At 59.4% G+C, this 18,138-nt stretch carries 13 protein-coding genes; 3 read left to right on the top strand and 10 right to left on the bottom strand.

Annotated features, from left to right (window positions below; translation table 11 throughout):
• Window positions 1-41: 41 nt before the first annotated feature.
• The 8 genes from EV561_RS29135 to EV561_RS29170 form a co-directional block, all read right to left on the bottom strand.
• On the bottom strand, window positions 42-464 hold the full coding sequence (locus EV561_RS29135; protein WP_132527060.1) for a hypothetical protein: 423 nt from the start codon (window positions 462-464) through the stop codon (window positions 42-44).
• A gap of 397 nt (window positions 465-861) precedes the next feature.
• Entirely contained in the window at window positions 862-1,353 is a 492-nt protein-coding gene (locus EV561_RS29140; protein WP_245513039.1) for a cytochrome b/b6 domain-containing protein, read from the bottom strand.
• Window positions 1,354-1,437: 84 nt separating this feature from the next.
• The gene (locus EV561_RS29145) at window positions 1,438-2,064 is read right to left on the bottom strand and encodes a dual specificity protein phosphatase family protein (RefSeq protein ID WP_245513041.1); all 627 of its coding nucleotides are present in this window, start codon (window positions 2,062-2,064) and stop codon (window positions 1,438-1,440) included.
• Between the two features lie 441 nt (window positions 2,065-2,505).
• Window positions 2,506-4,005 carry a glycosyltransferase family 39 protein gene (locus EV561_RS29150; RefSeq protein WP_132527062.1) on the bottom strand — a complete coding sequence of 500 codons (1,500 nt, stop codon included), beginning with the start codon at window positions 4,003-4,005 and terminating at the stop codon, window positions 2,506-2,508.
• On the bottom strand, window positions 3,995-5,146 hold the full coding sequence (locus tag EV561_RS29155) for a glycosyltransferase family 2 protein (RefSeq protein ID WP_132527064.1): 1,152 nt from the start codon (window positions 5,144-5,146) through the stop codon (window positions 3,995-3,997). The genes EV561_RS29150 and EV561_RS29155 overlap by 11 nt, the downstream gene beginning before the upstream one ends.
• 248 nt (window positions 5,147-5,394) lie before the next feature.
• Complete coding sequence (locus EV561_RS29160) at window positions 5,395-7,383, bottom strand: glycosyltransferase family 39 protein (RefSeq protein WP_132527066.1); 1,989 nt, start codon at window positions 7,381-7,383, stop codon at window positions 5,395-5,397.
• Window positions 7,384-7,535: 152 nt separating this feature from the next.
• Window positions 7,536-8,147, bottom strand: a complete 612-nt coding sequence (locus EV561_RS29165) for a tyrosine-protein phosphatase (protein WP_132527068.1) — start codon at window positions 8,145-8,147, stop codon at window positions 7,536-7,538.
• Window positions 8,148-8,255: 108 nt separating this feature from the next.
• Window positions 8,256-8,624, bottom strand: a complete 369-nt coding sequence (locus EV561_RS29170; RefSeq protein ID WP_165927952.1) for a response regulator — start codon at window positions 8,622-8,624, stop codon at window positions 8,256-8,258.
• A 1,268-nt stretch (window positions 8,625-9,892) separates the two neighbouring features.
• Here EV561_RS29170 and EV561_RS29175 point away from each other — a divergent pair.
• Together EV561_RS29175 and EV561_RS29180 are read left to right on the top strand one after the other, a co-directional pair.
• The gene (locus tag EV561_RS29175; RefSeq protein WP_132527072.1) at window positions 9,893-10,318 is read left to right on the top strand and encodes a plastocyanin/azurin family copper-binding protein; all 426 of its coding nucleotides are present in this window, start codon (window positions 9,893-9,895) and stop codon (window positions 10,316-10,318) included.
• A 500-nt stretch (window positions 10,319-10,818) separates the two neighbouring features.
• A complete protein-coding gene (locus EV561_RS29180; protein WP_132527074.1) occupies window positions 10,819-12,621 on the top strand; it encodes an HAD-IIB family hydrolase in 1,803 nt (600 codons plus the stop codon).
• A gap of 199 nt (window positions 12,622-12,820) precedes the next feature.
• Here EV561_RS29180 and ftsH read toward each other — a convergent pair whose 3' ends face one another.
• On the bottom strand, window positions 12,821-14,668 hold the full coding sequence (ftsH, locus tag EV561_RS29185) for an ATP-dependent zinc metalloprotease FtsH (protein ID WP_132527076.1): 1,848 nt from the start codon (window positions 14,666-14,668) through the stop codon (window positions 12,821-12,823).
• Between the two features lie 590 nt (window positions 14,669-15,258).
• Here ftsH and EV561_RS29190 point away from each other — a divergent pair.
• Window positions 15,259-15,675, top strand: a complete 417-nt coding sequence (locus EV561_RS29190) for an organic hydroperoxide resistance protein (RefSeq protein ID WP_132527143.1) — start codon at window positions 15,259-15,261, stop codon at window positions 15,673-15,675.
• Between the two features lie 531 nt (window positions 15,676-16,206).
• Here EV561_RS29190 and EV561_RS29195 read toward each other — a convergent pair.
• Window positions 16,207-18,132: a PAS domain-containing sensor histidine kinase gene (locus tag EV561_RS29195; RefSeq protein WP_132527078.1), complete on the bottom strand. Its 1,926-nt coding sequence runs from the start codon at window positions 18,130-18,132 to the stop codon at window positions 16,207-16,209.
• Window positions 18,133-18,138: the final 6 nt, after the last annotated feature.

Raw genomic sequence — 18,138 nt, forward strand, 5'->3', positions numbered from 1 at the left:
GAGCCCGGTCTTTAGTCACGACTTCTGCCGTAAATCTGCGGTCAAGCCGTTCCGAGTTTCTTGCGGAGTTCGGCGTTTTCTGCGCGAAGCTTTTCGGAGAGTGCCTTGCGAAGCATCTGGTTCTCTTCCTCAAGCTTCAGGAGATCTGCAAAACCGTCCGTCTCAACCGGTGCGGCCTCGATTTGCGGCGGGCCACGCTCAGCCGGCCCGGTCTTGACAGCTGTCGGCTTCTTTTCCGGGGCAGATGCCTTAGCGACCGGCGCAGCCGCTGCAGGCGGCGACGCCTTTGCTTTTTTCGCCGGGCCACGGGGCTTCTTGACAGGCGCGCTTACCGAAGTATCAGCAACCGCTTCTGGAGCAACTTTGGGCTTTCTCGGCGCACGAGTCTTCTTTTCCTTTGCAGTGGAAGCGGCATCCGCGGATGCGGTTTCGATTGCAGGGGCAATGGTCGTGTCATCAATCATCGGCAAGATCCTTTGGGTAGGTAAACTCGTTCGCGACCGTACTAAGTCGCTCGCAATATGCGCTCAATATTATTTCGAACTTATTGACGACGATATCCGCGACTATTGCCGCACTGACACGTTCCCGGCCTCATTTTGAATGAGCACCGTGACCTGCATAATCAGTTTGTTTCGGGCGTACCGGATACTGACAGCGACGGAACTGCACAACCAAACGATGAGCCAAGTCCATGTCTCGGCGACAAACCATCACGAGAATTCCCTGGCTTCCTTTGCCAGGCTGCCGAGGCGGCTCCAGCGTTCAAGACAAGGAACGGGCACTTGGTTGGATTCCAATGACTGCCGCAATGACGTTGGTCAGTCCGCGCCTGGCCTCACCCATGCCGCTTGATCTTTTTCAGCCGATCGTCATTCGGCGCAGCACGTCCGTCTTCCAGTAGAAATGCTGCATCAGCGCACCGGCAACATGGGCACAGATCGTGATCCACAAGAGCACCTTGATCGGTCCGGCATGCAATGAGCCGATTGTGCTCGCACCGAAATAATAGGCGGCAATCCCCGTCAAAGGCATCGCAAATATGAGGAGGTATAGGAGAATGTGGGTGAGCGATGCGAGGTAATGGAAGATTAGGGGTTGGCCGGCAGGCTCGGGCGGCACCCCAGATATTGTACGCAGGGCGAGGCGAAGGACGGCGAGCAGCAGGATGGCAATTCCCGCATAGGCATGGATATTGGCACTTGCTATGTCGGCGCCTGACGGTATCTGTCCATTTCGGACCATACGATGCCAGACGTTCATTCCGTCGGGAAAAAGCAGGTTGAAAAACACCAGGGCGGCCATGGCCCAGTGCAGCAGCCGCTGCGGGATCGAGTATCTCGTTGGCATCATCTTGATCAGCTTCTATCGTTCATGGCTAGGGATCTCGGGGGACGGGATCTCCGACGTCCGGGCGATTGTCGATCGTCGCGGTGTTCAGCGAAGTGCTTCGACCCGGTTGGCGGCGGCCGAGATCTGATGATTGTCGCGGGTTTCTATCGCCTGCCAGCTGCGGTCCATCGCATAGGCGGCGGAGAGCAGCGGGATACCCACATGCCCGTAGTAGAAGGACAGTTGGCCTCGCGCCGTTTCCTCGCTCTGGCCTGCGACCTGATGGACATAAAGCGCGGCGACAAGCCCGCTTCTGTCCGCGCCTGACTGGCAGTGCACGAGGATGGGCTTTGGCGCCGACTTCATGAAGGCGACCAGTTGAGCCGCCTTTTCCGCCGGTAGATCCTTTGAGGCGGAGATCCCGAAATCGATGTGTGTCACACCGAGTCCCTTCGACATCGCAACCTCGTCTCTGTACCAAGCCTTCTCCGGGTGGAAGCCACGAAGGTTTACGACGGTTTTTATTCCGTAAGTCTGGACATATGCTCCGAGGTCCTCGGCGCTCGGCTGCCCGGAACGATAAAGCTCGCCCGGAATGACCTGATGAAAATTTCCGCTCACCTGCAGGTAGCCGACATAGGCACCGCACCCTGCGGCAACAGATCCGGTGGCAACGACAACAGCGTATGAGATCCTTCGAAGGTTGAGGTTCACCATTGATTTGTCTGACACTCCATGCCGCTGGCCAAAAAGATGGCGAACAAGCCTGACAGGTACCTGAAGACGTTGAGCTCCATGCCCTTCAAATTCTTTGACTTCTCTCAAAAGGATGTGAGAAAAATCCTCCGCAAACGTCGCTCGCCCGGCCAAGGGCCATGCTGTCGACTGGCGGTCGCCGTGCTGCCGCCCGAACGCGTGTCATGACGACTTCCGACAAGCAAAATATAACAGGCATCGGGGCGGCCGAGAATTCCACCATCAGGGGATGCGCGAACGGGCCACATGCACGACAGCCTTAGGGTGCGACGCGCCACCCAGGCGAGAGATCCCGGCTTCTCCAGCCTCGTCGTGGGTCGTCAGACGACAGAACCTGCTGAGCGACGGCGACGATCTGCGAAATCGTTGCAAGACCGATTTCATGAACCGGCAGCCGCGACGAGCCGACCATGCTTCTTAAAGGCCGCATCCTGTTGAGAGCAGATCGGCCGGCGCACGCGAAACTGTAACGACAAAATAGAGCTCGATCTGTCGATCGCCGGCTTCACGATGGATCGTTTCCACTGGAGAAGACGCGCCGAAACATTGTTTGTATCGGTCGAAACGCTCCTCTTCGGCTGCCGATACGACCAGAAGGCCGGTCTTGTCGAGGACCGATGGATCCGGGTTCTCGAACGTGTAGCGCTGCCGGTCAACGATCTGGATGATCGGGACTTCGCCCTTTGCCTGAAACGCCAGTTCTGCTGTCAGGCCATAGTCGGTGGTGGCGATCCACTGGGCCGCATTTCGGTGGCGCATGTCGTCCAGGCCTCGATAAAGTCCACGCCAGCCAAGGACATTGTCGGCCGGTGAACGCAAGGGGACGTTACGACCGAGGGGCGTGGCATAAGCCGCCAAAATCAGACTGGTAAGCCCGATCCCGATCGGAGTGGCCCAACGCGAAACCCTGACGAGCCATGTCGACGAAAGGCCGTCTGTTGCCGCAAGCGACGCCAGGATGGCCATAGCCGGGTAGAGAGGCGCCGTCCAGTTCGGATGGACGCGGTCGTGAAGCGACTGGACGATCATATACAAACAAAGCGGCGCGTTGAGTGCGATCAGGAAGGTTTGCGGGCTCCTGGCAAACAGGGGCCGCCGGCGAAGATAGGTCCAGACGGTAACTGAGGCGAGAACGGCGAGGACCGGATTGATCAGCCCGATTTGTCCGGCAAGAAATTCAGCCGTGTGCGAGTTACCCGCCGCCCCGTGCCCGATCCTTCCAAACTGCTTTTCAAACGAGACCCAATGGTGGAACGCGTTCCAGACAAGCACGGGCAGAAACGTCAGGAAAGCGACGGCGCCTCCAAGAAAAACCCACGGATCGAATCGAAAACGGCGTGCCGCGGGATCCAGCGCCAGCCATGCGAGAATGCCCAGACCGAGGAAGAGATTGGTGTATTTCGAGACGCATCCCGCGCCCGCAAGCAGGCCGACGACGAGCCATATCGGCGCATAGCCGGTTCGGCGAAGGCGTGAAAGAGCAAGGGTGGTCAAGGCCCAGAACATGGTCGACGGTGCGTCGGGCGTTGCGAACACGTGTTCCAGTCCAATCAGGAACATCGCATTGACCCAGATGGCTGCGGTCCTTGCAATCGCCCTGTCGCCGAACAGCTCGATCGCCGTCATGTAGGTCGCCCAAGACGTAACGGCAATTGAAAGGACCGGGAACAGGCGAACACCAAAAGCGCCCTCGCCCGCGATTTTTGTCGAGAGCCATATCCACCACGCGATCATGGGTGGATGGTCATAGTAGCCGGCAGACGGCGCTTTCGACCAAAGCCAATAGTAGGCTTCATCGGGAACCAGCCCGATGTGAGCCATGGCCAGCAGCCTGAATATCGTGAGCGCGGCGACCGCCGCCACCACCGCGACGTCTCCATCAATCCGGAAGGCCGGACCGGCTGTCTTATCGAGCATGGCGCCAGGTGATCATGGAACTGGTGATGTAGTTCCAGGCCGATCCGATGACTGCGCCTGCCAGGCCGGCGAGCCACCATCTCGGCTGCTCGCTGTAAAAGAGCGACGAGACCCCGACACCGGCGACGACACCGACACTGCAAAGCAACGAAAAGAGGACGAGGCCGGTCACGAACCGCCATCCTTTCCGGCGCCTGTCCCTGTAGGTCAGGGCGTTGTTGAGCGTGTAGTTCGACACAACAGCTGCAAGCATCGCCGCAAGCTGAGCGATCGGAAACGTGATCCCTTGGAGAAGCATGAGGCGCAGGACCGCCAGATGCATAAGGACGCCCGTCGAACCCACCATGCAGAAAAGCAGGATACGTGGCGAAAGAAGGTCTCCGGACCACTTTGAGAGCAACAGACCCAGATATTCCAGCACGACCGACGCATCCATCTTGCTTTCGCCGTGAAGCCTCGGACGGAAGACATATGGAATTTCCGCAATCTTCAAGCTAGAGGGCGACGATGCGATCAGATCGAGAAGAATCTTGAAGCCTTGCTGAGAGAGCTTTGGCGCAGCAGTCTCCACGACCGAACGCCTCACCATGAAAAAGCCGCTCATCGGATCGGTCGTCCGCACGTCCAAGAGCCGTTGCGCCGCCCGGATCGCAACCCGGCTCCCCGTCTGGCGTACGCGGGTCATCGCCTCCTGAGACGACTGTTCCTCGCCGTGCCTTGTGGCAACGACCAGATCGCCTTCGCCGCTACGAATGACCTCGAGCATCTTGGCAAGTCGCGTCTCGTCATGTTGGAGATCAGCGTCCATCACCGCAACGACAGGAGCCGAGCTAGACAGAATTCCTTCTACGCAGGCGCCTGCGAGCCCCCGGCGGTTGACGCGGCGAATGGCCCGGATGCGCCGGTCGCGCTGTGACAGATTGCGCACGACATCGAGCGTCCTGTCGGCAGAATCGTCGTCCACGAAAATGACCTCCCAGGCGATGCCCTTAAGGGCCATGCGAAGGCGGTCAATGGTCGGGACGATGTTGTCGCGCTCGTTGAATGTGGGAATGACGATCGAAAGCTCGGGACCGGACGTGCCGATGGATATCAAATTCTCCGCTCTGTGACCGAGTGAAGCAGAAAAATATGAACTCATGTGCGTCTCATATTCCCAAGGAGGAAGGGCCAGTCGGATCGACGCGTTCGCAAAAGACGCCGGCCTGATACTAAGGCCAACGGTGGCGCAAACCAATGCCCGGCTTTCCCGATCTTTCAACGAATCTTCGTCACCCGGTGGCCCGCCATGACACCAGAGCGACTATCGATGGCCGCACCGTTTCATGAAAGCCTGACAAGATGCTGAACCGGCCAATGCAATTCGGCAGCCATCGCAGTCGCAAGAGATCAGTCGTCGCCGGTAGACGGACATCCCCGGCTGCCGGATCCGCAGCCGCTCAGATCGTAGCCCACCCGATAGTAGAAGCTCCCGATGACGGCTCCACGCTTCCGGACGACCTCTTCGTGGATGTCGCTCAACGCGGAGAAGCGTGCTGCCAGATCATCCTTTGACAGTTCCGCCTTGCTCAGCGAGACAAGGAGCGCGATGTTCCCACTGCTAAGATCGGGTGGGAACCAGACATCATACATAAGGCTATCGCTTCCGATCGCGCTGCGTCCGATAGAATTGGCCGCGGGCGATCCCCGGGGGCGGACGTAGAAGGCCATCTCACTGGCAAGGAAATACTTGTCCATTCCGATCAGCACGACCGGCTTGTCTGTCTTGGTCGCCACCGCCTGTTCGATCGATGCCACCGCTTTGCCGAACTCGTCCCATGCAACGGGGAGTGTGCGGATGTTGTTGCGATAGCCGATCCCTGGGACGCCGAGAGCGACATAAGACAGGAGCAGTGCGAACACCGAGATCGTGATTCCGATCGTCGGGATTGCTGCTGCCCTCGTGCGGGTGGCGATCCATGGCTCTTGTTGCGGCCGCTCGACCAGTGCTGCCGCCATAAACGGTAGAATGGAAAGCCACAGGGGACCCGTCCAGTTCGGCTTGTTTTCGTGAAACAGGCTGAAGGCGAGAAACGCGTAGAGTGGTGTCAGTGTAAAGACGACGGCAAACAGGGCTTTTCGCCGTTGCGGGGCGCTGCGCGACGAGAAGATGGCAACCGTACAGCAGACGAGCAGGATGATCGCAGCGACCAGACCGGTCGGCGTGAGCACGATGGCTGCGTAGCCGAGAAGCGACGGCAACGAGAAGTGCGTCGCCTCGCTCAAACGCCGCGATCCCTGGAAGGCGAAGGACATCCAGTCGTGCTTTGCATTCCAGTAGACGACCGGAGAGAAGAGGATTGCCGCAAGGACTGCAGCCGCGTAGGGATCCGGCCGTGCAAGCCAGCGCCGCGCCTTCGGATCCAGAAGGACAAAAGCAAGCGCAGCGGGGCCGAGCAGCGCAATCGTGTATTTCGAAAGCATTCCGAGCCCGATAAAGACCCCTGCCCCGAGCCATCCAAAGCGTCGGCCTCCGATCAGCGCCCGTTCCAGGAAAAAGAGCGTGCCCGCCCAGGCAGCGGTCAAGGGGGCGTCGGGCACCATCAGGAAACCGGAAAGAAAGTAGAACGGCATAACTGAAACGAGGAGACAGGAGGCAAGCGCTGCCCGCCGGCCGAAGAGATTTAACGCAAGCATGAAGGAGAAGGCTGCCGTCGCAAACCAACTGAGAAAAGCGCCGATCCGCACCCCGAATTCATTGTCACCGAAGGTGTGCGTCCCAAGCCAGATGAGCCAGGCCACCATCGGCGGATGATCAAGATATCCGATGTCCAGGTGCTGGGCGTAGTTCCAATAGTAGGTTTCTTCGGGAATGAGATTGACCAGCCCCAGAAACAGGAGCCTCAGGATCACCAGGCAGATGATCGCCCCGATCACAAGCGCCGGTTGCCATCCCGTGCGAAGGATGCCTTGTGGCCCAATGTGGACCTGCCCCGCGTAACTCGCAGCAATGCTCGCGGCAATCGCTGGTCCGATCGCCAGAAGAGGCGAAAGGCCGAGCGTCACGAATGCCACACCGAATACGCCGCTCCGGATCGCCAATGCCACCAGCTGGACGATCATCAATCCGAACCAGATCGGAGCGACAGGTGCTCCATTTGCCTCATCCACCTTCCCGATCCGACGTGCCCTGACGAAAGATGCTGCGGCAAACAGCAGGAATACCGCAAAGCTGAGCACCTGCGCCTTCAGCGGATCAACGCCTTGGCCGCAAAGCAAGGCAAATACCGCCAGATCGAGGAAGGCCGCCACCAGGCGGGCGGCCGAAAGCATCGGTAAGGGTTGTCTTGCGTGAATGGTCTGTAGGACAGCATCGCGGGCGTCAACTTCAGGTGACAAACAGGTCGTCCAATCTTCTTTCGAGACTGAAATTGTCTGATCAAACGCCGTCGGCGCTTAGGGGAAACAGACAAGCATATCTCGCCTCCTCGCCGGCGATATTGCTGTCCCAGAACCAGGGGCCATCAAAGATGCCACCCCGGACCGCAGCCTCAGTGTAGAAGCGACGCCGCAAACGCCACTGTCCGGGCGTGCTTCCTGTCGCGCGCCTCTGCGTTTTGCCAGCTTTGATCCATTGCATAGGCAGCAGAGATCACCGGGATTGCGACGTGACCGTAATAGAACGACAATTGCGCCTGAGCCGTTCGCTCATCCATTCCGGCAATCCTTCGTACGAACAGCGCAGAAACAAGCCCGCTGCGGTCCGCGCCGGACTGGCAGTGGACCAGGATGGGCCGGGGCGCGGATTCCATGACCGTGACGAGCTGGTCGATCTGTTGTGCGGAAACGACCTTGGAAGCCGATAGGCCGAAGTCGACATGCTCGACACCGAGGCCATCGGCCATTGCCACCTCGTCGTCATACCATGGAGTACCCGGATGGGTTCCGCGGAGATTGATGATGGTCCTTATTCGATGCGCCCTGACATAGGCGGCCAATTCGTCCGCGGTCGGCTGCGCGGAACGGTATAGCTCACCCTCGATGACCGGATGGAAATTGTCGCTGAGCTGGAGGTAGCCGGCGTAAGCACCGCAGGCCAGACCGACGGACCCGGCGACAACCACCGAGGCTAGCGAAATGCGACGAAGACGAAGCCAATTCATTTCCTGCCCTCCAAATCCAATGGTCGGGGCATCACCTGCGTCATTTGGCTGACAAGCACCTGAACGATGACACTGACTGTCTGGAGGCCTTTCGATCGACATCAGCGCTCACGCGCGCCGCGCCTGAGCTGGCTGCATGGCGAGCGCGGCAAGACGATCCAAAATGGCATCCAGGTTAACCGGCTTGATCACATAATCGGACGCACCCAAGCGGCGGGCCTCCAGCGCGTCGGACAGCTGATCGAACGCCGAAAGGATGAGTGTCGGGCAAGAGATTAGTCCGCTTCGAAGGATATCGAAGCCGTCGCCATCCGGTAGGCGCCGATCGAGACATACGAGATCAAATGTCGACAGGCGGAGCATGTCTACGGCAGGGCTGCAGCCGGTTGCCCAGGTCACGGTCCAACCCGCCGCCGCGAGATGCTCCCTCAGGGCGTCGCCGAACAGAACGTTGTCTTCGACCAGCAATATTCGCAACGCAATTCTCCAACAGAAGGAATAGCCTGCTCCTGTTTGCTGACAACAATCTGAACTCCTGGCAAGCGCGACCGAAAGGTCCCGGCTGACGGATGGCAAGCGCGAAGACTGTGGAAATGCGGTCGGAGTTGAAATCCATTTGCCTACGGCCTTTCCGTTGGCGCCCGCCCTTCGCCACACGATCTCTCGGCCCTGGCGGCTGTCTCACCGTTCATGGTTCCAATCGACGGTCGGCCACTTTTGTCAGAACGGCAGATCCGATCTCGACCACCGTTTCCAGCGCACCTTTGAAACGCCCCAACTGCATAAAATGCGTGTCGATGCTTAAAGCCTGCGCGAACCAGCTTGCGTATTTTCCGTGGTTCGCGTGGGGACAACGATTGACGTTGAGCGAGTTCCGGCCACCTACTGATCGATCGGCAATGCGAAAGTGACTGGAACGAGCGTGGGAAAGTTGGAAGCACGGAACGCCATCAGACTGTTATGCTACAAATGGCATGCTCGCTCCCACTGCAAGGATCAAGCTCCAGATTTTCGCCTCTTCCTCGACTGGCTCGATGCCAGCGACTATGGCCACTATGTCGAATTCGAGAGCGAGTCATCGCCATGCCAGGAGGTAAGGGGTTGGTTCACCGACGAGTTCAAGCGAGCATGAAGATGGCTCGCCATCGAAAGCCCGGTTGAACGGTCCGGTCTATCGATGCCGTACCGCTCCAGCCTGACCGCAGCGCAAGGTCTCGCAGGATTTTGAGCAATGGTCGAAATCATAGCGACGGTGATGCCGGCCCCCCATGCGATGAAACCCGAGCGCAATCCTATGCTGTCTTTGACAGCCAGCATTATCATCCGGATAAAGCGATCGATTGCGGTCATCGAAGAATTCGTTCCCATCGAATGGTCTGTGCACAGTGACGACGGGAGCAATGATTCTAAGTTTCACCTCAGATTCCATCGCCATTGTCAGAATCGCGAGCGTCGGCAACTTGTATCAATTTATGCTGGACGCTCCATTGGCACCTGTTTGCGCCCGCGCATGAAGCTCGGTCGGGGGCAGGTCCGACGAAAGTGCGATCATCGGCGTTGCCACGCATTCCAGACAGGTGCCATTCCGAGCCAAACCGGGGTTCGACGATGCGCTGACCAACGCCATGTGGTTTTCGCTCGTCAGGCCCGGGTTTGGGGTCTCCGGCTTGATATGTTCGTTCAGGTGGTCGTCAGCGTCAGTACCTATTCGGTTCGCGGGCTGTCTAACGAAAGGTCGAAATCGCATGAGACTTTACAAAAGCGCGCTTGCCGCACTCGCAGTTATCTGCCTCGCCACTCCGTCTTTCGCTGCAACCACGATCAAGGTCACCGAGGGAGGCGAAGGTGGAGGCGCAATGACCCTGGCACTCGATCAATCAACCGCGAAAGCAGGTGAAACCGTATTCGCCGTCCACAATGATGCAATGACCGAAAATCACGAGATGGTTCTGGTTAAGCTTAAATCGGCTGACCAGGCCATGCCACTCAACAAGGCGAAACACCGCCTCGACGAGAAACAGTTGAAGAGCCTCGGCGAAGTCTCCGACTTGAAGCCCGGCGCGGACGGAACGCTCAAGGTCAAACTCGTTCCCGGCAACTACATGCTCTTCTGCAATATCAAAGGTCACTATGAGGCAGGCATGCACGCAAGCCTTGCCGTGACCGAGTAGAGATTATCTTCCATCAATTCCACGCCGAACGGGGCTGAGCGTCCCGCTTCGTTCGGCGCGGCCGTTCTCAACGCCGGTAAGCGGCGTTGGTCAAAGAGTGCAGAATCCTTCTCAGAACTGTTGACGGCTACTCTGAAGCGCCTGATCGCTCCGCGGAGTGATGGTACGGCACCTTACGTTCCAGACCTGCTGTGACGGCTCGCGGCAAGCAGCCGGACGACCTTGTCGCTGCAATAGGGTCCGGCATGCCGGGGGACAAGCTGATGGCGATGCCACCTTGGCAGCATGATCGCCACTTCAGGCGTGCGATGGCGCCCATCGATCCATGCGCCATGTCCATGTCGGTTCGATTTTGATTCCGGCTCGTAAGCTGAAACTCCCATAATTGACGGGGATCATGGCGGCCGCACCCGGACCGCCTGTATGGATGGTCCGTGACCCTGCGCCTGCAGCATTGTCCCGATAACGCATTTCATCCGAGATCCTGAAGGAGATTGCCGGTGTACTTCCTTGCCCTCGCGGTCGACTATGACGGCACGATTGCCGAGAACGGCCATGTCACACAAGAGACGCTCGAAGCACTTTCAAGGGTCCGGCAGAGCGGCCGGAAATTGCTGTTGGTGACAGGCCGTGAGATCGTGGACCTGCAGCACGCTTGCCGCAATCTCGATGTGTTCGACGTCATCGTCGCAGAAAACGGAGCTCTGCTTTTCCATCCATCAACCGGACAGGAAGTTTCGCTGGCGCCGCCGCCGCAGCAGCAGTTTCTGAACCGGCTTTCCGAATTGGGCGTCCTGCCGATTTCTGTGGGGCGCTCGATCGTTGCCACCTGGCAACCGAATGAACACTTGGTCATGCAGGCGATCCGCGAGACAGGCCTGGAGATGCAGATCACCTTCAACAAGGGGGCGGTGATGGTGCTGCCTGCCAATGTCAACAAGGCTTCCGGATTGCGCCAGGCATTAAGGGATCTCGACATCTCCCCGCTCAACGTCGTCGCGATCGGCGATGCCGAGAACGACCATGCCTTTCTTGCCACCTGCGGATGCTCGGCTGCCGTCGCCAACGCCGTTCCTTCGCTCAAGCGCGAAGTCGATATCGAGCTGGCAAGGGATCACGGCCTCGGCGTAAAGGACCTGATCGGCCGCCTTGTCGAGGAGGATCACAGGATCCTGCCGCTGCCGAAGCGCGGCATCCTTGCCGGTATCGATCAGCAGGGTAACAAGGTTTATATCGCGCCGGAGGAGCTGATCCTCGTTGCGGGAAATTCCGGCTGCGGCAAATCCAGTTTCATGACGCTGCTCACCGAACGCATGGTGGAGAAGGGCCAGGAGTTCTGCGTCATCGATCCCGAGGGCGACTATCTTCAGCTCAAGGATGCGGTGACGGTCGGCGGGGTCAGCGAACCACCCACGACCGAGGATGCCCTGCGCCTTCTGCTGCAGGCGGATATAAACGTCGTCGTCAGCACGCTGGCGCTCAGCATCGAAGAGCGCAAGCGGCTGTTTTCCAACCTCGCGCGCAGCGTCCGGCATCTGCGGAGGAACTCGGGCAGGCCGCATTGGTTGATCATCGACGAGGCCCATCATGTGCTGCCGTTTCTGCAGGCGGAAAAGATGCCTGCGCCGACGGCGGGATTGGGTGCAATCCTGGTCACGGTCGATCTTGCAATGATCCATCCTGTCATCCTGAAGAACATATCAACGCTGATCGCCATGGGCAGCACGGCGCCGGAGCTCATCGCGTCCTATGCCGGAGCGCTCGGCATCGAATGCCCGAAACAATTTCCACGTCTGTCAAGCGAGGAATTTGTCCTCTGGTCGCCGGCAACGGGTGCGCCGCCGTCAATCCTCAGACGGGTCTCCCCGAAACAGATCCATCATCGCCACAGGGGCAAGTATGCGACCGGCGACGTCGGCGCGGAACACAGTTTCTATTTTCGTGGCCCCAACCTCGAAACCAATCTGAGGGCGCGCAACCTTGAGGAGTTCCTGACGCTTGCAGATGAGGTAAGCGATCCGGTCTGGCAGCATCATCTGCTGGCTGGCGATTTTTCGGCATGGTTTCGCAACGTCATCAGAGATGACGCGCTCGCCGAGCAGGTGCTTGACATTGAACGCGAACGTCCGTCGGTTCCTGCCGTCAGTCGCCGCGCAATCGCGCGGGCTGTCGAGGTTCGCTATCACATCCTCAGATCGGCAGTCAGGGACAACCCCGATGATGAGAGCCAACTGATCCCTTCTCAGGGGCGCCCCGCAAGTCAGGTTCCGGCGACGTCGGACGTCTGTCCTCCGACCGGTTGAACCGCCTGCTTTCGGGTCAAAACGATCCGGCCCATGAAGCAGCTCAGACGACGAGACCGATCGGCGCGGCGCTGTGGTTTGGCGCCGCTACTTGGGTTCTGCCGCTTAAGCCCTGCCGCCTGGGCGATTGGCGTCGAAAGCAGAAAGAGCCGGCGGCGGGTGTTGGAGCGTCTGATGGGAAATAGATCGCCGGCGATCTTCAACTCACCGGCGTTGGCTGTCTGGCGGGTGCCGCCGTCGTCACCTCGCCGTCCTGGCGCTGCAGAGGCTTGAAATCCGAAGGAGTGATCGTCTCGCGCTCGAGAAGCAACTTGGCGCCGGCATGAAGATCGGTGATGCGCGCGCTCAGCAGAACCTTCGCCTTTTCATAGGCCTCATCGAGCATGCCGCGGACGGCGATATCGACTTCCCGCGCGGTGGCTTCCGAATAATCCTTCTGCCGCAATTCCGGCCGGGCGTCCCCCAGCCATTGCATGCGCTGCGGCTCAAGCACCGCCTGTCCAATCGGGCTCATGCCAAAACGGGTGACGCAATCACGCGCCACGTCGGTTGCCTTGGCAAGGTCGTCGGCGGCACCGGTCGATACTTCTCCGAAGATCACCGCCTCCGCCGCGCGGCCTGCCAGCAGCGCGACCATGCGTTCCTGCAGCTCGCCAAGCGTGATCAGGAAACGATCTTCGGTCGGGCGCTGCAGCGTATAACCGAGAGCGCCGATGGAGCGCGGGATGATCGAGACCTTCTGGACCGGGTCGGTCTTGGCAAGTGCTGCCGCCGCTAAAGCATGGCCCATCTCGTGATAGGCGACCCGTTCGCGCTCCTGCGCGTTGAGGAGGCGGCTACGCCGCTCCGAACCGGCGACGATGCGTTCGACCGCTTCCGTGAAATCCTTTATGGTGACAGTGTCGCCGTTGCGGCGCGTCGCAAAGATCGCCGCCTCGTTGACGAGATTGGCGAGGTCGGCGCCGGTGAAGCCCGGTGTAAGGCCGGCAATGTCGTCAATCTTGACGTCTGGCGCCATCACCACCTTCTTCGCGTGAACCGCGAGGATGGCGGCACGGTCCTTCCGGTCCGGTCGGTCGATCACCACCTGCCGGTCGAAACGGCCGGCCCGCAAAAGCGCGGCATCGAGGATTTCCGGGCGGTTCGTCGCCGCCAGCAGGACGATGCCCACCCGCGGATCGAAACCGTCGAGCTCGGAAAGCAGCTGGTTCAGCGTCTGCTCCTTTTCATCGCTGCCGCCATAGCCGACCAGCGGGCTGCGTGCGCGGCCAAGAGCGTCGAGCTCGTCGATGAAGATGATGCAGGGTGCGGCCTGGCTTGCCTGCTGGAAGAGGTCGCGGACGCGGGCTGCCCCGACGCCGACGAACATTTCGACGAATTCGGAACCGGAAATAGAGAAAAAGGGAACGTTTGCCTCGCCAGCAACGGCGCGGGCGAGCAGGGTCTTGCCTGTTCCCGGCGGCCCGACGAGGAGGGTACCCTTCGGGATGCGGGCGCCAAGCCGACCATATTTGTCCCCCTCCCTCAGGAAGGCGACGATTTCCTGCAATTCCTCCTTGGCCTCCTCGGCGCCGGCCACATCGTCGAAGGTGACGCCCGTCTTGCACTCCAGATAGATCTTCGCCCGTGACTTGCCGATATTGATCAGGCCGCCCATTCCCTGGCGTCCCGCAAAGCCCCGGAAGAGAAAATACCAGAGGCCGAGAAACAGCAATGTCGGCAAAACCCAGGAGAGGATCGTGGTCAGCCAGCTATTGTCTGTCCCGCCGGTAACTTCGACGCCTGCATGTTCGAAGGCGGCGGCCTCAGCGGGATCGACGCGATTGCTCACGAACAGCGTCTTGCCATTTTGCGGTTGCTTGAAGGTCCCCTCAATCATCGTTTCGGTGAGCGTAACCGATTGCACCTTTCCATCGGCCACCATCCGCATCAGCTCGGTGTAGGAGACCGGTACTACATCCCTTGAGGCAAGCCAGAGCTGGAAGAAGCCGATCAGCATCATCGCCACGAAAAAATACCCAAGATTGAATCTGTGCTTGCGCTGCATCTCTCTTTCCTGCCGCCAGTTTCCCTTGTCTTTCCTCCCATAGCCGCCGCACCATCTCCTTGACGCCGATCAAGTTTCAGCGCTCTTAAGCGGCCCAAGGCAAGGTTTGCAAGCCGACCGGAGCGGCCTGGATATCGCTTTCGAGATTGCTGCGGTCCACCTCAGGTTCATGGCCGAAAAGGCAGTCTTGCGACGAAAGCCATCAGTTCAATCGGGACGCACACATGGGAGCGTCACATGGAAAACTCGACCAGACTGAAGGCGATCGGCTGCTTGTCCTCGAAGACGAACCTTTCATTGCTTTGGACGTCGAGGGCGTGTTTTACCGGGCGGGAGTGGCCGACCTTCACATCGCAACGACCTGCAGGCAAGCCGAAGCGTGGTTTCGTGACACCGCTCCGGACGTTGCCATCATCGATCCCAGGCTGAACGACGGTATTGATCAAGAACTCCGAGGGCGGCCAGCGCGGCCGTCCTCTCCCCCGCACCCCGGCGACTATCGACCTAACCGACACCTGATCGAGCAGGCGAACGTCGTCCCTTGGGGCACCCGCAAGCCAACCACACAGGAGTGCATCATGGACCAGAAAATGAACTCGAAAGTCCTCTACACGGCGAAGACCCACGTCACCGGCGGCCGCGAACACGGGGTCGCCCGTAGTTCCGACGGGCGTCTCGACGTCAGACTGGGAGTGCCCGGCACGGCGCGCATCGGCACCAACCCTGAACAGCTCTTCGCGGCAGGCTGGTCGGCCTGCTTCGAGAGCGCCATCGGGCTCATCGTGCAGAAGAAGCATCTAACGCTCGGAGGCGACGTGACGATCGACGCCGAAGTCGATCTCAACCTGTCGGATGCCGATGGCTTTTCGCTGACGGCACGCCTGAATGTCACCATTCCGGGCGTCGAGCGCGACATTGCTCAATCGCTGATCGATGAAGCGCATCAGATTTGCCCCTATTCGAAGGCGACACGCGGGAACATTGGCGTCACGACCAAGCTCGCCTGAACATGAGCCGCCAGAAGCCACTCCGAGCGGCGAAATGCCACAAGCGCTGCATGCTATGACATCATCGGTCAAAGCTGAAGAGTTTGCCGCTCGGAAAGTACTTTCACCAAGCAGATACCTGGTCAAACGACTGGCGAGACAAGATCAGCCTTTGGCCTCATTTCCGATCTTGTCTTCGCGCTGAACGGCGTCTTGCAACCGCGGTTGCTCGTGATCGATCAGACGCCTCAGGCGTTCTCGCTCGATATCATTCTGTGCCTGTTCGAGCATATCCTGAAATCGCTTGATTTTTGTTGAGCAACATATCGATCCATGGTCAGATCCCCTTAGAAGGAGGACATTGACCGCAGTCTAGCTTGATGCTGATCAAGATCAATCATCGATACTCGCTATCTTTTGTCGCGCTCGAGACCGAGCAGGAAGGCCAAGGAAGCCAGCTTCTGAGGCATTCCCGCGCCAGACTGTCACGGCCTTGGACAAGTTCACGGCTGTGTATAAGCATCAAACACTCTGAGATCTGCCGGGAGCCAATTAATCAAGCAGTTCGCGCAAGCGCACGGCGAGTTCACGCGCCGTATAGGGCTTCTTGAGCCAGCTTCCCGAGTGAGCAATTTCGCGGCCGGCAATGGTCGGCTCGGCATAGCCTGATGTAAACAGGACCTTTATGCCGGGCATGATTGCCCGGACGGTATTGGCAAGCTCGTCGCCGGTCATGCCGCCGGGCATGACGATATCGGTGAAGAGCATGGCCACGTCGGGATGTTCCTTCAGCCGATCCAGCGCCTCGTGGCCATTGGCGGCCTCGACAATATTGTAACCAGCATCGGCAAGGCGCGAAACGGCGACCCGGCGCACACGCGGATCATCCTCGACGACAAGGATCTTTTCGAAGCCCCGGGGGATGCCGGGCTGTTGTTCCTCTCCATTTCCTGCCTCCGCGGCCTGGTTTCCAGTCGCCCTTTGAGCTGCCGGAAGGAAAAGGCGGACGCTCGTGCCCTGCCCGGCCTCGCTATAGAGCTGAACATGGCCGCCCGACTGCTTGGCGAAGCCATAGACCATGGAAAGACCAAGACCCGTGCCGGAACCGACCCCCTTGGTGGTGAAGAAAGGCTCGAAAGCCCGCTGCTTGACCTCTGCCGACATGCCACCGCCGGTATCCGTGACCGAAACCTGCACATAGTCGCCGGTCCGCACCTGCGGATACATTTGCGCATAGTCGATGTCGAGCTTGACGCGCGAGATCTCGATCGAAAGCTTGCCGCCACGCACCATGGCGTCCCGGGCGTTGAGAACGAGGTTGAGGAGGGCATTCTGCAGCTGCGATCCGTCGACGAGCGCCTTGTTGGCCGAGCCGGCGACGATCGTACGGAACTCGATCGCCTCCCCAAGCGTCCGCCGCAGGAGATCGGAAAAGCCAAGGACGAGTTCGCCGACATCGACGAGTTTTGGATTGAGGGGCTGGCGCCTCCCGAAGGCAAGCAGCTGGCCTGTCAGCTTGGCGCCGTCATCGGCCGCCTCCTGCGCCTCCCGCAGGAGCGGCCGCAGTTTCTCGTCCTTCAACTTGTCCTCGATCATTTCAAGATTGCCGCTGATGACGGTCAGAAGATTGTTGAAGTCGTGGGCAAGGCCCCCGGTTAACTGTCCGATCGCCTCCATCTTCTGCGACTGTCGCAGTTCCTCTTCGATCTTGTGACGGCTCGTCAGGTCGCGGATGAAACCCGTAAAGATGCGTTTGCCGTTTGCAATCGCCTCACCGACCGAAAGCTCCATCGGAAAGATCGACCCATCCCTTCTCTGGCCGGTCACCACACGGCCGTAACCGATGATGCGTCGCTCCCCGGTCATCATGTAGCGAGAGAGGTAACCGTCATGCGCATCACGGTCGGGCTGCGGCATGAGAATCTTGACGTTGCGACCGCAGACCTGCGCGGCGGAATGGCCGAAAAGTCGTTCGGCCGCCGCACTGAAGGAGGAGATCGTGCCTGTGTCGTCGATGACGATCATCGCTTCGGAGATCGTATCGAGGATCGAGCGCAGATGCGCCTCCCTTGCCGCCAGATCGTCCTGGATTCTCTTCATGCTGGTCACATCGTTGTTAGTCTGGATGATCATCGGGTCGGGGGCGAAGGATTGTTTGACAAGGGCCCAGCGCGTCGCGATGAACAATGTGTGCCCGTCCTTGTGACGGTGCATGACCTCCCCCTCCCACGCGCCTTCACGTCGAACCGCCTCGCGGATTTCATCCAGGGGCCTTGGGAATTTCGTTTGCAAAAGCGCGTGAACGACCTCGCCGACGGCCTCCTTTCCTGACCATCCGTAGAGCGTTTCGCAACCGTAGGTCCAGCGGCTGATGACGCCATCGAGCCCATGGACAATGACGTTGGCGCCGCCGAGCAGGCGTGTCACCTCGTCAAGCTCCGTTTCGGTCGTCAATCTGAGGCGGGATTTGTCGCTCATTGGTCT

This window comes from Rhizobium sp. BK376 (genome assembly GCF_004341625.1).
Classification (GTDB): domain Bacteria; phylum Pseudomonadota; class Alphaproteobacteria; order Rhizobiales; family Rhizobiaceae; genus Rhizobium.